We start from the raw sequence: 15,568 nt of genomic DNA, 5'->3' as shown, positions 1-15,568 counted from the left end.
TTACACAAGGGATTCACAAACCCGGTACACTATAATTGCTACTCGAGCTTATAGTTCAGCAGCCGGCCAAGCTCTTCCTTCTCTTTGTCATTAAGATCGCGCCATGAGCCGATACGTTGGCTGCCAAGTCGGATATTCATAATCCGGATTCGCTGCAGCTTGCGAACCTCATAACCAAAAGCGCTGCACATTCTGCGGATTTGCCGATTTTTCCCCTCCGTCAGAATGATTCGGAATACGCGTTCGGACATTCGCGTGACCTCGCAGGGGAGCGTTATCTCCCCCAAAATTTTGACGCCGCCGGCCATTCCGCGAAGGAAGGATTCCGTTACCGGACGGTCCACCGTCACAATATATTCTTTCTCATGTTTTCCTTCGGAGCGAAGGATCTTATTGACGATATCTCCGTCATTCGTTAACAAGATCAGTCCTTCGGAGTCCTTATCCAATCGTCCAATGGGAAAAATCCGTTCGTTATGGCCTACGAAGTCTACAATATTGCCCTTAATATGCGACTCGGTGGTGCTCGTAATCCCGACCGGCTTATTAAGAGCAATATATACATGCTTCTTCTTGTCCTGAAGCGGCTTTCCCTGGATCCGCACATCGTCGTCTTCCTCGGCCTGGCTGCCCAATACCGCAACCACGCCGTTAATGGTGACCTTCCCGCTCTCCACCAGCTTGTCCGCTTCACGACGCGAGCAATAACCCGTTTCGCTGATAAATTTATTGATTCTCAAAGATGCCATCCCCTTATCTGTAACTACTTCATGTTCAGCCTTCGATTGTTTTCTGCGGTACCGCAGGCAGGACAATACTTACTCTCGTGCCTACGCCAACTTCACTCTCGATTTCCATCGTTCCCCGGTGGCCCTGGATAATGCGCTGGCTTACCATCAACCCGAGGCCTGTGCCCGTTTCCTTATTCGTAATAAACGGTTCGCCAAGATGCGGCATCATGTCTTCCGGAATGCCTTGACCTTCATCCCGAATATCGATCTGTATCTGATCGACCTGCGGGCGTGTAAGCCTAATCCATATATTGCCGCCTTCCGGCATGGCTTCAATGGCATTCTTGAGCAGATTTATGAACACCTGTTTGAGCTGGTTCTCTTCACAATGCACAAAGGTCGGTTCTTCAATAAAATCCAATTTGAACTCGATGCCGTACAGATGCGCCTGGCTGTCGAGGAAGGAGATGACATCCCCCATAATGATGCCCACGTCCCTCTCCTGGAAATTAATCGCCTGTGGCTTGGCTAATATCAGAAATTCACTGACAATCAGATTGATTCGGTCCAGCTCGGACAGCATCAGGTCGATATGATCGGGATTCGCTTGGTGAGTCTGCTGTTGAAGCTGCAAAAATCCTCGGAGGGTCGTAAGCGGATTCCGGATTTCATGCGCAACCCCTGCAGCCAGCTGCCCCACGGTATTGAGCTTCTCCGAACGCCGCAGCAGTTCCTCAATCCGATTGCGTTCCGTCACATCGCGGGATACGCTAATCATGGAGGTAACCTCGCCGTTCTCGTCCCGCACAAGCGAGGTGCTGATGCTCACTTCAATCGTGCTTCCATCCTTGCGCAGACGGACCGTCTCCACCGGCGGAAGCCGCTCACCAGCCCGCAAACGACGGATGCGTTCCTTCTCCTCTTCCTCTTTGGCCGGAGGCACAAGCGCAAGCTTCCGCCCGACCACTTCGTGCGCCTTCCAGCCGTATAATTGCTCAAACGCTTTATTCACGCTAATCACGCGTTCATAGGTATCGGTTGTATGAATGGCATCGGCCGTCTGATTGATAACGGACTCTAAATATTCTTTAACGGACTGGTTCTCATCGACCATCTGCTTCAACTGGCTCGTGTAGGTACCCAGATTGCGGGTCATGGCATTGATGCGGCCTGCAAGCTGCCCCAGCTCGTCCCGGCTGCTAACCTCGAGTCTACGATCGAAGTGACCATCCGATACATCGTTTACGGTGCCCAGGATGGCCTGAATCGGCTTCGTAAAATAACCCGCTACAATGTAACTGCCAAAAATCACGATTTCGAGCAAAACCAGTGAAATAGCCACCAGACTGATCATCTGCTCCCTCATCACGGAAGAGATGGCTTCATAATCCATGACGACACTGATCACGCTGGTCGGTTTATTTTCGGACAGGATGGGAATGAAGCTTTTTAACACCTTCTTATTATTGATCGTGCTGACAAACACCACATTGTCGCTGGTAGACACGGCCCTCTGCACGGCTTCCGTATCTTGATCCAGGCTCCCATAATTGTAGGTGCCGAACGTAATCGGACGATTGCGGAGCTTGCGGTGAACTTCGTCCGTTCCATCCTCCCTCATATATTCATTGCCAAACGTTTCAGGGTTGATGCCCGTCACTTCCAATATCCGCGGATTCGATTTCAATGTCTCCTCCACCACAGTGTTCGGGCTTGTGATCTTCACAAAATCCTTGATATTCGAATTCCGGATGTAGGGATCGATAATATAATTCCGCTTGCCATCATAATAGTATCCCCATTTATCAATGAACTCCGGATTGGATGTGGAGAACTCGAACGGTCCGGACCAGAAATGCTCGGCGCGCTGCCCCTCCGTAACGGATACCACTTTGCCATGCTGGAACAATTCCAGAAATGCGGTATGCCAATAACCCCAGTTTTTTGTGGAAAGGCCGATTTCGTCTTGGGAGGAGGAACGGGCAACAACGATATCATCGTTGGCTCGAACCAGCAGCGAAATGTGGGTGACACCGATCTCCTTACTTAATTCGGCCAATTGCTGATTGGTTATATTGTTAATATCGGGATCTAAGGCCTTTGCCGCATTGACTGCGGCGACCTTCAGCATATCACCGAAAATGTTATCCACATACGCAGAGCTAAAGCCGGTTTGCTGAACCGTAATGGCGATCTGCGTAGCGGCCATCACCATTTTGGTTTCACTATCCTGCTGCAGGTTTTCCTGGGTCGTGTAATAATTCAGCGTAATGTTAAGCAGAAGGATAAATAATACCGATATGGACATGATCATCGATAATTTCGTCTTAATCGACAAGTGGCATCTTCACCTTTCTGCTGTCACATCGACGACTTGTAAATATATACCCTCATGATACCTTGATCACGAACGTTTGAAAAGACAAGCCGTGCTGCGGCTGACGGGTTTTTTCCGCAATCGCATTGCTATTGAAATAAGGAATCCTTACAATATAAGAGGCTAATCCTGATAACAAAACGACGTATCCACAGATTGCGCACAAATACACAACTTATCTGGGGATAATGTGCATAACTTTGTGTATAAATTTTTAGTTATCCACAATTCTGTCCACATCATGTTAACAAACGAATAAATGTTCGTTGAACATTGGGTATAAATACAGGGTTTTAGCGGGCTGCGAAAGGAGACTTTAGGTTGATATCAAATTCAATAGACCCACTGGCTGTGGATAACGAAAATCATGAACGCTGGATGCGAGAAGCCATCGCGGAAGCTCGGAAGGCCGAAGAGCTTGGTGAAGTTCCTATTGGCGCTGTCATCGTACGGGGCGATGAAATTATTGGCCGTGGATATAATCTGCGTGAAACGACTTACGATGGGACGGCTCATGCCGAGATGGTCGCGATCCGGGAGGCAAGCCGACACCTTGGAGCCTGGCGGCTGCTCGACTGTCGATTATACGTGACGCTGGAGCCTTGTCCCATGTGTGCGGGCGCCATCGTCCAATCCCGGGTACCGCAGCTCATCTACGGCACGGGCGATCCCAAGGCAGGCTGTGCGGGCACACTGATGAATCTGCTTCAAGAGCCGCGCTTTAATCATCGGACGCACGTGGTAGATGGCGTGCTGCAGGAAGAATGCGCATCGTTGCTGACTCAGTTCTTTCGGCGTTTACGCGGGAAAATATGATGCTTATGTACGAAATAGGAACTAACACAGAAAACCCGGCCATGACGGCCGGGTTTTGTTGTCTGCGATGAATAATATTAGTAAGTGCTCATTTGGCTCATGGATTCCTCAAATTGCTCCATCGTAATGACGTCAGCTTCTTTTGGAATACCGATTTTGAACTCTTGTTTCGCGTTGATGTTGTTGTATTGGGTGCTACCCTTCACAGCCAACTTCACGTTCTCATTGGTTTCTGGATCATTGAAATCAACGTTCAGCACAACATCTTGGTACGCAGGGAAATCTTTTTTATCGATAGCCGTGTTGATATTGAATGTATTGATCTTCAGGTATTTCTGCATTTCTTCCAAGCCCGCTTTGAATTCGTCTTGGTTGACGTTGGACACTTCAGCTTTGGCAGCATCGATGTCTTCTTGGGTCAGACCCAGCAATTCGCGGTACTCGTCTTTAGCCGCAATATCAACAACCTTAGGTGCAACCTTATTTACCATAATATCCAATGCTTCATTCAGGTTATCATTGGTTACAAAGAATTGTACCACTTGTTTAGCGTCAACACCTTCTGGAAGGCCGGCATCTTTAACATTGATCTCTTTGAAGTATTTTGCTTGATCATATTCGCTCAGCAAAGCTTCAAGGATTTCGTTAACGAATTTTTGGGACTTCTCGGTATCCAGGGTTTCTGGGTTAAATGTTTCGCCGGATTGCTCAGCAAGCTCTTTCATGTCCATCACGAGGAATTTACCAACAACGTCTTCCGGGAACGGCAGCATAGGAATGCTTGGCACTTTAACGTAGATTTTCTCTTTCGTCATCACCATATCAATGTTGAAGGACATCGCCATGTCACCCTTCAAATTGATACCCATGTTCATTTCGGTTTGCATTGGCTCAGCCTGGTAGATCCCGTCCAGTGTAACCTCTGCATTCTTCAACATCGTCATCGCCTGTGTTACGCTTGGATCGCCTTCAACTGCAGGTATGTTAACTTGAAGGTCTTCAATGACAAATTTGCTCTTCATTTCGTAGGATGTCATCTTCATCGCGTTCGTAGCAGCATTGGTCATTGCCGCCTTAGGCTCTTCTTTCTTGGCGCAGCCGGAAAGCACAACTGTCACCGTGAGCAGCAGTGTCAGCATGATCGCTGCAAACTTCTTGTTCATTAAAATTTCTCTCCCCTCTAACAGTCAAAAAAATAACAGACCTTCTAATCATAAACCATTTAGCCAAAATGAGAAACACTTTCTGGAATATTTACTGAAATTTTATTTCCTTTCTTTTTCCATCCATCTTAATTTCAAACTTCTTAACATGCGAATAAGGTGGGGCCCCAAAATATTACACTTGAACACTAATACGGAAGTTGGATGCAAAAGGTTTCAAATCGAAAAAAAGAACCTCCTGTCGAATGACAGAAAGTTCTCTCGATTCTTGCTTTTTGGCGTCTTCGTATTCTGCTCCTAAAGGCTGTTAGCCCTCCGGATTATAATGGCCATCCTGCTTGCGGATCTTCGCTCTGTGCGAGCCTGACAGCGGCTCCTGGCCGCCCCGGTCATGGTCCTTTCGCTGCCTTGGTTGTTCCTGTGCTTCAGGCACCGGAATCGACTTTGGTTTACTCATCTGATAGCCCTCCATTTCATGGATCACAGCGATTGTTCTACGCAATCGGCCTTGATGCTCCGGCCTAAAAGGAGCATCACAGCTTTCACATTCATTCATGGAACTTAGTGATGCGTGATTTGCTGCAGCGTTTGAGCACACTCATGAATATGACGCGTATAATCGCCCACCATGCCCTGTATGTTCTCATTGCGCTCATCCGTCGTCGCGCCGTCACGCTCTACATCGATCAGAGCGACCTTCACTTCCCGGGAATCCACATAGGTGCATTGAAAATCAAACGAATATTCCTGACGACCTGCTGCGCCAATGTGAATGCGGATGGCGTTCGGATCTCCTTCGTCTGCTGCCACTTCTGCACGATCCCCCGGTTTGAGTATGGTCGGCAGCCTTTCCTGCCAAGCATTGACCAGCGTCGACTGGTCGACATTCAGTTCTGAGTTCATGTTCACACCTCCCCTTCTCTATAAATTGCGATAACAGGCGCTGTTTTATACAGCAAGTCCCCCAAGCATAAAGTGCTATAGATCCGAAGCTTCCATGCATTTCTCTGCCAAACAAGGCATGGAGGCCATAAAAAAACCGTTCCCCTAAGGAAACGGCTTACGTTTGTATATGTATGGCGGAGAGGATGGGATTCGAACCCATGTGGAGTTGCCCCCTAACGGTTTTCAAGACCGCCCCGTTATGACCGCTTCGGTACCTCTCCATGTGGAAATGATCGCTGCAAAATGAATCACGTGCAAAAATCATTATACCACAAGTCAACCTATGTTATCAACTTATTTCTTAGGTTCGATAATGCTAACATTCCCCATGTAAGGGCGAAGCACTTCCGGAATGACAACGGAGCCGTCGGCCTGTTGATAATTCTCCAGAATGGCCGCAACCGTACGCCCTACCGCGAGCCCGGAACCATTCAAGGTGTGAACAAACTCCGGCTTGCTCTTCGGCTCCGGACGGAAGCGAATATTGGCACGGCGTGCCTGGAAATCTCCAATATTCGAGCAGGAAGAGATTTCACGGTATACGCCGCTCTCCGGAAGCCATACTTCCAGATCATAGGTCTTCATGGAGCCGAAGCCCATATCCCCGGTACATAGCGTCATGACGCGATAAGGGAGATTCAGCAGCTGCAGCACACGCTCCGCATCCGCCGTCATTTTCTCGAGCTCATCAAACGATGTTTCCGGATGTACAATCTTCACCATCTCGACCTTATTAAACTGATGCTGACGAATAAGTCCCCGGGTGTCGCGTCCTGCCGCGCCGGCTTCCGAACGGAAACAGGAGCTGTATGCGACGTAATATTTAGGCAGCTCTTCGCTATTTAGGATTTCCTCACGATGGTAGTTCGTTACAGGAACCTCAGCCGTTGGGATCAGGTAATAGTCGGTATCGCTAATTTTGAATAAATCCTCTTCGAATTTAGGCAGTTGACCCGTTCCGTACAAGCTGTCCCGGTTGACGATATATGGAGGCAGCATTTCCTCATAGCCGTGTTTGTCGCTGTGCAGATCCATCATGAAACTGATTAAGGCACGCTCAAGCCGTGCACCCAAACCCTTGTAGAACGTAAACCGGGAACCCGTAACCTTCGCGCCTGCTTCAAAGTCCAAAATACTCAGGTTCTGGGCAATCTCCCAGTGAGCCTTAGGTTCGAAATCAAAAGCTTTTGGCTCCGCCCAGCGGCGAATTTCCACGTTCTCTTCCTCCGAGGCGCCGATCGGCACGCTATCGTGGGGAATATTCGGAATCGCCAAAGTAAGCTCGGATATACTGGCTTCCAGCTCTCGAACTTCCTCATCCATTGCTTTAATCTGGTCTGACACTTGGCGCATCTCCAGAATCAGCTCATCTGCGTTTTCGCGATTTTTCTTCAGCTTGGCTACTTCAGCCGACACGGTGTTGCGGCGATTCTTCAAACTTTCGCTTTCCTGCAGCAATTCCCGGCGCCGGGCGTCAAGCTTAGGAAAATCCGCAATCAAATCGAGCGATTTGCCTCGATTCTTCAGCGCTTCTTCAACACGACTGTACTCGCTGCGCAATATTTTTACGTCTAACACGGGAAACCCTCCTAAAGTAAAACATCCATCAAGTATATCGAAGCAGCTGCCCTACCTGTTGATAAAAAGCCTTGGGACAAGGCTGCATTGTACGTTGTTGCATACGATACATCTTATTGCATTTCAGCGAAAAAGACAACTTGACTCCTACATACTGCCAAAGAGTCAAGATGTCTTCTACTGAAACTATTACGTTACGCCTGTGGCGCCGTCGCTCGGGAGCGAACCATCTCCACAAAATATTGATGGAGCCGGTAATCGTCTGTCAGCTCCGGATGATAGGAAGCCGCAAGCAGATGCCCTTGTCTGGCTGTGACGATCTCATCCTTATACGTGGACAGAACCTCAACGCCCGGTCCCACTTCCAGAATGAGCGGAGCGCGGATGAAGACGGCTCGCACCGTTTCATCGATGCCCTTCACCGGCAAATCGGTCTCGAAACTTTCACGCTGACGTCCGAATGCGTTCCGCGCCACCGTGATGTCCATCAGCTTCAAATGCGCCTCTTCGTCGCCTTGAATTCGCTCGGCCAGCACAATCAGTCCGGCGCAGGTTCCGAATATCGGTTTGCCTTGGGCTGAAAACTGACGAAGCGCATCCATAAAATCATACTTTCGCATGAGCTTGCCAATCGTCGTGCTCTCACCGCCAGGGATAATCAAGCCGTCAATGCCGTCCAGCTGCTCGACCTTCTTGATCGGCACCCCTTCGGCGCCAGCAAGCGTAATGCTTCGAATATGCTCTGCAACGGCACCCTGGAGTGCCAGTACGCCGACCTTCATGTTACCCCTTCTCTCTTACCAGCCGCGATCCTGCATGCGCTCAGCCGGACTAAGCTTGGATATCTCGATGCCTTTCATTGGAGCACCCAGGTTCTTGGATACTTCAGCAATCAATTTATAATCATCATAATGCGTCGTCGCTTCAACGATCGCACGAGCAAATTTCTCAGGGTTTTCGGATTTGAAAATACCGGATCCTACAAAAACGCCATCAGCGCCCAGATGCATCATCAATGCGGCATCCGCAGGGGTGGCCACGCCACCGGCGGCAAAGTTAACGACAGGCAGCTTGCCCGTCTCATGAACGCCTTTCAGGAGGTCATAGGAAACACCGAGGTTTTTGGCTTCGGCATATAGTTCGTCCTTCGACATGTTGCGAACCTTGCGAATCTGGCTGTTGATCAAGCGCATATGGCGAACAGCTTCCACGATATTGCCTGTTCCCGGCTCGCCCTTCGTACGGATCATGGATGCGCCCTCGCCGATGCGACGCAGCGCCTCACCGATATCTTTCGCGCCGCATACGAACGGTACGGTGAAATCCCATTTGTCGATGTGGAACACTTCATCCGCAGGCGTCAGCACTTCACTCTCATCGAGGTAATCCACGCCGAGAGATTCAAGCACTTTCGCTTCAACGTAATGACCGATACGAGCCTTGGCCATAACTGGAATGGATACGACTTTCATGACTTCCTCAACGATGGTTGGGTCAGCCATCCGTGCTACTCCCCCAGCAGCGCGAATATCGGAAGGAACGCGTTCCAGCGCCATAACCGCCGTAGCACCGGCAGCTTCAGCGATTTTCGCTTGTTCCGCATTCATGACGTCCATAATGACGCCGCCTTTTTGCATTTCCGCCATACCTCTTTTTACAGTAGATGTTCCTGTTTCCATGTCCCCTAGCCTCCCGATTATATGTTGTATCTCATCGCCATTTAGAGCATTCCCTGACGATATGGTCTATACCCGTATGGTGCATACTTGCAATGAATCTAACTTGATATTTTACCGCATCAAAATCAAATACACAACCCATTTACTCGGAATTTATCGGCTGCTTAGAAAAGATTTTTGATGGAATCAAACAAATCCGCGAAAAAGTCACCGATCGCACGGAGGAACAGCTTGAACCAGCCAGCCTTCTCTACCTCGTCTGCCGTGATGAGATTCACCGTTTCGGTCTGGGTTTCCTTCATGCCTTCGATTTTGTATGAGTAGGTTGCCGTGCCCACCTTCGTATCCTTAGCGACAGGCGCCGTCACGCTGGAAGAATCCAGTTTGGCTTCGAAGGTAATGTTCTTTCCGCTAGAGCCTTTAGGCACAACAAATGTGAGGGCTTTATCGGTCACCAGCCCAGCTTCCTTACCTTTGCCCTTCTTCACTTCGACGGTTTCAAACCCTTGCACGGTTGCTCCGGCTGCTTGGACTTCCTTCACTTCGAAGTTGTCAAAGCCGTAATCAAGGACTTTTTTGGTTTCCTTAAAGCGAGCCCCTTCGGATTTCGTTCCCATAACCACGCTGATCAAGCGCATGCCGTCACGCTCAGCGGTACCGGCAAAGCAATAACCCGCCGCATTGGTATGACCGGTTTTCAAACCGTCCAAACCTTCGTAAGCATAGGCCTTGAAGTTCGTAATGCTTTTGTTGGCCTCCAGCATCCAGTTGTAGTTGATGATCGGACTCGTATCCCGCGGCCGGAATTTATGCGATTGAATGGCTGTAAATCTAGCAAAGTCAGGATGATCCTCGACGATATACTTGGCAAGTAATGCAGTATCCATTGCCGACATTACGGTTTCTTTATCTTCTGCAGGACGGTATTTCTCAGGCATATCTGCACGGCTAAGGCCTGTGGAATTAATGAAGAAAGCGGTCTTCAATCCCATCTTTTTCGCCGTATCGTTCATCATGGTAACAAACTCTGCTTCGGAACCAGCGATATGTTCAGCCAATGCTACCGTTGCATCATTCGCCGAGCCGACAGCCATGGCTATGTAGAGCTCTTCCACTGTATGTTGGTCGCCTTCAGCTAAAAATATCCGTGAGCCCACGGTTTTTTCAGCATTTTCCCCTACCGTGACTACGTCATCCCAAGCTAACTCGCCTTGTTTTACCTTCTCTGCCACGATATATTCCGTCATCATCTTCGTCATGCTTGCCGGCGGCAATGCTTCATCCGCATTTATGGATAACAGCACCTGGCCCGTAGATGGCTCGATCAAGACGGCAGAGCTCACTTCCAAGCCCAACTGATCGACCGATGGCACTTTGTCCGGCTTCGCATTATTCGTCGCAGCCTTGTCCGTTGCCGCTTTGTCTTCCGTAGCTTTGGTTGTATCCGCTGTAGCCAGCATATTAGGCGCAGCGAGCGAAACCGCAGGCGCAGCAGAGAAACATAGTATATTAAAGAGCATCAAGGATGCCAGCGTTCTTTGAATTCGTTGTCGCTTATTCTTCTTTATAGACTTGTCTATCAATGGAATTACTCCCCTCTAATTCTCAATAAGTCATTAACTTGTTCTATTCTATCATAGGGGGGGTATCAAAAAAAGACAAGCTAGATGAATTTCATCCAGCTTGTCCAGGAAATAAATGACATATACTGTGTATCCTTATTCTTATCCGTGAATTACAAGGAATAGTTAGGCGCTTCTTTGGTGATTTGAATATCATGCGGATGGCTCTCGCGGAGACCAGCCCCGGAAATGCGGATAAATTGGGTATCATTCCGCAGCTCCTCCAGGTTTTGCGTTCCGCAATACCCCATGCCGGAACGCAATCCACCGATCAGCTGGTGGATGGTATCTGCCAATGGCCCTTTATAAGCTACACGGCCCTCGATGCCTTCCGGTACCAATTTCTTGTCATCATCTTGGAAATAACGGTCTTTACTGCCTTGTTTCATGGCAGCAAGGGAACCCATGCCCCGATAAGCCTTGAAACGGCGTCCTTGGTAGATCTCGGCTTCGCCCGGGCTTTCTTCCGTTCCTGCAAACATGCTGCCCAGCATAACGGCACTGGCGCCGGCTGCGATGGCTTTTGTAATTTCTCCGGAGTATTTGATACCGCCGTCTGCGATAATCGGTACGCCGTACTCTTTAGCAACCGTTGCGCAGTCATAGATGGCCGTGATTTGCGGTACGCCAATGCCGGCAATAACGCGGGTCGTACAGATGGATCCAGGACCGATTCCCACTTTAACGACGGATGCACCGGCTTCGATAAGCTCTCGCGTACCTTCGCCTGTAGCCACATTACCCGCGATAATGGTCAGCTCCGGATACAATTCGCGCAGTTTGCGTACGGAATCAATAATATTGATGTGATGACCGTGAGCGGAATCAACGGTTATGACGTCTACACCGGCTTTCACAAGCGCTTCTGCTCTTTCGAAGGTATCTTTGGAGATTCCGATCGCTGCACCTACAAGCAGGCGGCCCTGAGCATCCTTAGCTGCTCTAGGGAACTGAATCGCTTTCTCAATGTCTTTAATCGTGATAAGTCCCTTAAGAACATTATCGTCGTCCACCAAAGGCAGCTTCTCGATTTTATGCTTCTGCAGGATCATTTCGGCATCCTGAAGGGTCGTTCCAACCGGAGCGGTAACCAGGTTCTCGCTGGTCATCACTTCGCTGATAACCGTATTGTAATCATGAACAAAACGAAGATCACGATTCGTCAAAATCCCGATCAGCTTATTGTTCTCATCCACGATCGGAACCCCGGAAATCCGGAATTTGCCCATGAGTTTCTCAGCGTCGGATACAAGATGATCGGCATGAAGCGAGAATGGATTGGTGATGACTCCGCTTTCCGAGCGCTTCACCCGATCTACTTCTTCCGCCTGTTGTTCAACCGTCATATTTTTATGAATAATGCCGATTCCGCCTTCTCTAGCAATGGCAATGGCCAAAGGAGCTTCCGTAACGGTGTCCATACCTGCACTAATGAGCGGGATGTTCAATTTCACGTGCTCGCTCAATTTGGTGCTAACATCCACTTCTTTTGGAAGTACCTCGGATTTTCTAGGAACCAACAATACATCGTCAAAAGTGAAGCCTTCCTTGCTAAACTTATCTTCCCACACCTGGGTTATTCCTCCTTTTTGTCGTCTTCCTGCGGACTACAACTACTGTCAGAGCTGGACCGGACGGCATTTTCAAGTATTTTCAGAAATATATTATTGCCATCTTAGCAAAGGGCCCATAGGCTGTCAAGGATTGAATTGGCCCTTTTCCTGAAGTTCGCAAGTATCCATCCAGCGCGTTGTCCTGTCTTTTTGGAGTGGACAAACCAACAGCTTTCTTCTATTAAATGGAGACTTATCCACGTTTAAGATTAACCTGCCATATTGCATCCCTTTAGGCATTATCACGGAGACGATGCATGACTGTCGTTTAGTATCACCCAAGCCGGCTCGAGATAGTCCAGAAATCAGAAATCCACGTTTCGGCATATAGGAAAAGACCGCTATCGAATTACTCGATAACGGTCTTTATGGTTGTTCGCTTGGCGACGTCCTACTCTCCCGGGACCCTTCGGTCCAAGTACCATCGGCGCTGGAAGGCTTAACGGTCGTGTTCGGTATGGGAACGCGTGGAACCCTTCCGCCATCGCCACCAAACGGTTCAGATGCTTGATCACCTGAAAACTAGATACGAAACGAATTTGCAACTCATTGAAATATATTTTGGATAAGCCCTCGACCGATTAGTATTGGTCAGCTCCATGCATTGCTGCACTTCCACCTCCAACCTATCTACCTCGTCGTCTTCAAGGGGTCTTACATACTGGGAAATCTCATCTTGAGGGGGGCTTCACGCTTAGATGCTTTCAGCGCTTATCCCGTCCGTACGTAGCTACCCAGCCATGCTCCTGGCGGAACAACTGGTGCACCAGCGGTACGTCCATCCCGGTCCTCTCGTACTAAGGACAGCTCCTCTCAAATTTCCTACGCCCACGACAGATAGGGACCGAACTGTCTCACGACGTTCTGAACCCAGCTCGCGTACCGCTTTAATGGGCGAACAGCCCAACCCTTGGGACCTACTTCAGCCCCAGGATGCGATGAGCCGACATCGAGGTGCCAAACCTCCCCGTCGATGTGGACTCTTGGGGGAGATAAGCCTGTTATCCCCAGGGTAGCTTTTATCCGTTGAGCGATGGCCCTTCCATGCGGTACCACCGGATCACTAAGCCCGACTTTCGTCCCTGCTCGACTTGTAGGTCTCGCAGTCAAGCTCCCTTATGCCTTTGCACTCTTCGAATGATTTCCAACCATTCTGAGGGAACCTTGGGGCGCCTCCGTTACTCTTTAGGAGGCGACCGCCCCAGTCAAACTGCCCGCCTGACACTGTCCCCGTACCGGATCACGGTACCAGGTTAGAACCTAGATACGATCAGGGTGGTATCCCAACGTCGCCTCCACACAAGCTGGCGCTCATGCTTCAAAGGCTCCCACCTATCCTGTACAGATCGTACCCAAATCCAATATCAAGCTGCAGTAAAGCTCCATGGGGTCTTTCCGTCTTGTCGCGGGTAACCTGCATCTTCACAGGTATTAAAATTTCACCGGATCTCTCGTTGAGACAGCGCCCAAGTCGTTACGCCATTCGTGCGGGTCAGAATTTACCTGACAAGGAATTTCGCTACCTTAGGACCGTTATAGTTACGGCCGCCGTTTACTGGGGCTTCGGTTCACAGCTTCGGGACTAATCCCTAACCGCTCCCCTTAACCTTCCAGCACCGGGCAGGCGTCAGCCCGTATACTTCGCCTTACGGCTTCGCACAGACCTGTGTTTTTGCTAAACAGTCGCTTGGGCCTTTTCACTGCGGCCCCCTCGGGCTATTCACCCTACCGAGGCACCCCTTCTCCCGAAGTTACGGGGTCATTTTGCCGAGTTCCTTAACGAGAGTTCTTCCGCGCGCCTTAGAATTCTCTTCTCGCCTACCTGTGTCGGTTTGCGGTACGGGCACCTTCACCTGACTAGAGGCTTTTCTTGGCAGTGTGAGATCATGACCTTCGCTACTATAATTTTCACTCCCCATCACAGCCCAGCCTTATCGATGTGCGGATTTGCCTACACATCAGCCTCACTGCTTGGACGGACATCCATCAGTCCGCGTCACTACCCTCCTGCGTCACCCCATCGTTCATAACGGTTTACGGTGGTACAGGAATTTCAACCTGTTGTCCTTCGATTACGCCTTTCGGCCTCACCTTAGGTCCCGACTTACCCTGAGCGGACGAGCCTTCCTCAGGAAACCTTGGGCTTTCGGCGGATCAGATTCTCACTGATCTTTTCGTTACTCATACCGGCATTCTCACTTGTATGCTGTCCAGCGCTCCTTACGGTACACCTTCAACCTACATACAACGCTCCCCTACCCCTGATGCAAGCATCAAGCCATAGCTTCGGTGGTGTGTTTAGCCCCGTTACATTTTCGGCGCAGAGTCACTCGACCAGTGAGCTATTACGCACTCTTTAAATGGTGGCTGCTTCTAAGCCAACATCCTGGTTGTCTGTGCAACTCCACATCCTTTCCCACTTAACACACACTTGGGGACCTTAGCTGATGGTCTGGGCTGTTTCCCTTTTGACAATGGATCTTAGCACTCACTGTCTGACTCCCGGATATAAGTCTATGGCATTCGGAGTTTGACTGAGCTTGGTAACCCTTGCGGGCCCCGCACCCAATCAGTGCTCTACCTCCACGACTCTTCATTCCGAGGCTAGCCCTAAAGCTATTTCGGGGAGAACCAGCTATCTCCGAGTTCGATTGGAATTTCTCCGCTACCCCCACCTCATCCCCGCATTTTTCAACATACGTGGGTTCGGGCCTCCAGTGCGTGTTACCGCACCTTCACCCTGGACAGGGGTAGATCACACGGTTTCGGGTCTACGTCCACATACTACATCGCCCTATTCAGACTCGCTTTCGCTGCGGCTACGGCTTCTCGCCTTAACCTTGCATGGGAACGTAACTCGCCGGTTCATTCTACAAAAGGCACGCCATCACCCTTAAGAATCGGGCTCTGACTTCTTGTAAGCACACGGTTTCAGGTTCTATTTCACTCCCCTTCCGGGGTGCTTTTCACCTTTCCCTCACGGTACTGCTTCACTATCGGTCGCTAGGGAGTATTTAGCCTTAGCAGATGGTCCTGCTGGATTC

Annotated in this window: 11 protein-coding genes, 1 tRNA gene and 2 rRNA genes (1 of these 14 running past the window's edge); 1 reads left to right on the top strand and 13 read right to left on the bottom strand. The window is 49.7% G+C overall.

Going from position 1 to position 15,568, the window contains the following annotated elements; all coding sequences use genetic code 11:
• Positions 1-38: 38 nt before the first annotated feature.
• Both rluF and M1D70_RS00440 read right to left on the bottom strand, forming a co-directional pair.
• Positions 39-740 (bottom strand): 23S rRNA pseudouridine(2604) synthase RluF, encoded by a 702-nt coding sequence (gene rluF, locus M1D70_RS00445; protein WP_456288849.1) that lies wholly within the window; start codon positions 738-740, stop codon positions 39-41.
• 34 nt (positions 741-774) lie between these two features.
• Positions 775-3,069: an ATP-binding protein gene (locus M1D70_RS00440; protein WP_456288848.1), complete on the bottom strand. Its 2,295-nt coding sequence runs from the start codon at positions 3,067-3,069 to the stop codon at positions 775-777.
• Between the two features lie 360 nt (positions 3,070-3,429).
• Between M1D70_RS00440 and tadA the strand changes: the two genes are divergently transcribed.
• Complete coding sequence (gene tadA / locus M1D70_RS00435; protein ID WP_009595555.1) at positions 3,430-3,924, top strand: tRNA adenosine(34) deaminase TadA; 495 nt, start codon at positions 3,430-3,432, stop codon at positions 3,922-3,924.
• Positions 3,925-4,001: 77 nt separating this feature from the next.
• Here tadA and M1D70_RS00430 read toward each other — a convergent pair whose 3' ends face one another.
• The 11 genes from M1D70_RS00430 to M1D70_RS00380 form a co-directional block, all read right to left on the bottom strand.
• A complete protein-coding gene (locus tag M1D70_RS00430) occupies positions 4,002-5,087 on the bottom strand; it encodes a hypothetical protein (protein WP_456288847.1) in 1,086 nt (361 codons plus the stop codon).
• A gap of 307 nt (positions 5,088-5,394) precedes the next feature.
• Positions 5,395-5,544, bottom strand: coding sequence for a hypothetical protein (locus M1D70_RS00425; RefSeq protein WP_009595549.1), 150 nt, complete (start codon positions 5,542-5,544; stop codon positions 5,395-5,397).
• 104 nt (positions 5,545-5,648) lie between these two features.
• Complete coding sequence (locus tag M1D70_RS00420) at positions 5,649-5,990, bottom strand: hypothetical protein (protein WP_009595528.1); 342 nt, start codon at positions 5,988-5,990, stop codon at positions 5,649-5,651.
• A gap of 174 nt (positions 5,991-6,164) precedes the next feature.
• A tRNA-Ser gene (locus M1D70_RS00415) sits at positions 6,165-6,253 on the bottom strand.
• 73 nt (positions 6,254-6,326) lie between these two features.
• Positions 6,327-7,610, bottom strand: coding sequence for a serine--tRNA ligase (gene serS, locus M1D70_RS00410; protein WP_456288846.1), 1,284 nt, complete (start codon positions 7,608-7,610; stop codon positions 6,327-6,329).
• Between the two features lie 194 nt (positions 7,611-7,804).
• Positions 7,805-8,392 carry a pyridoxal 5'-phosphate synthase glutaminase subunit PdxT gene (gene pdxT, locus M1D70_RS00405; protein WP_456288845.1) on the bottom strand — a complete coding sequence of 196 codons (588 nt, stop codon included), beginning with the start codon at positions 8,390-8,392 and terminating at the stop codon, positions 7,805-7,807.
• Between the two features lie 15 nt (positions 8,393-8,407).
• Complete coding sequence (gene pdxS, locus M1D70_RS00400; RefSeq protein ID WP_456288844.1) at positions 8,408-9,289, bottom strand: pyridoxal 5'-phosphate synthase lyase subunit PdxS; 882 nt, start codon at positions 9,287-9,289, stop codon at positions 8,408-8,410.
• 164 nt (positions 9,290-9,453) lie between these two features.
• The gene (locus M1D70_RS00395) at positions 9,454-10,872 is read right to left on the bottom strand and encodes a D-alanyl-D-alanine carboxypeptidase family protein (protein ID WP_192570132.1); all 1,419 of its coding nucleotides are present in this window, start codon (positions 10,870-10,872) and stop codon (positions 9,454-9,456) included.
• A gap of 152 nt (positions 10,873-11,024) precedes the next feature.
• Positions 11,025-12,482: an IMP dehydrogenase gene (guaB, locus tag M1D70_RS00390; protein ID WP_009595537.1), complete on the bottom strand. Its 1,458-nt coding sequence runs from the start codon at positions 12,480-12,482 to the stop codon at positions 11,025-11,027.
• A 420-nt stretch (positions 12,483-12,902) separates the two neighbouring features.
• Positions 12,903-13,019 (bottom strand): 5S ribosomal RNA (rrf, locus tag M1D70_RS00385).
• 66 nt (positions 13,020-13,085) lie between these two features.
• Positions 13,086-15,568 (bottom strand): 23S ribosomal RNA (locus tag M1D70_RS00380) (it continues 447 nt past the right edge of the window).

It is taken from the genome of Paenibacillus sp. AK002 (assembly GCF_053903045.1).
The sequence above is the reverse complement of the archived record's forward strand: the minus strand, read 5'-3'. Positions and strand labels throughout refer to the sequence as shown.

What these genes read in the sequence shown, in the direction of transcription:
- M1D70_RS00420 (WP_009595528.1), bottom strand. Translation starts at nt 5,990, where the DNA reads ATGAACTCAGAACTGAATGTCGACCAGTCGACGCTGGTCAATGCTTGG.
- pdxT (WP_456288845.1), bottom strand. Translation starts at nt 8,392, where the DNA reads ATGAAGGTCGGCGTACTGGCACTCCAGGGTGCCGTTGCAGAGCATATT.
- M1D70_RS00425 (WP_009595549.1), bottom strand. Translation starts at nt 5,544, where the DNA reads ATGAGTAAACCAAAGTCGATTCCGGTGCCTGAAGCACAGGAACAACCA.
- M1D70_RS00430 (WP_456288847.1), bottom strand. Translation starts at nt 5,087, where the DNA reads ATGAACAAGAAGTTTGCAGCGATCATGCTGACACTGCTGCTCACGGTG.
- pdxS (WP_456288844.1), bottom strand. Translation starts at nt 9,289, where the DNA reads ATGGAAACAGGAACATCTACTGTAAAAAGAGGTATGGCGGAAATGCAA.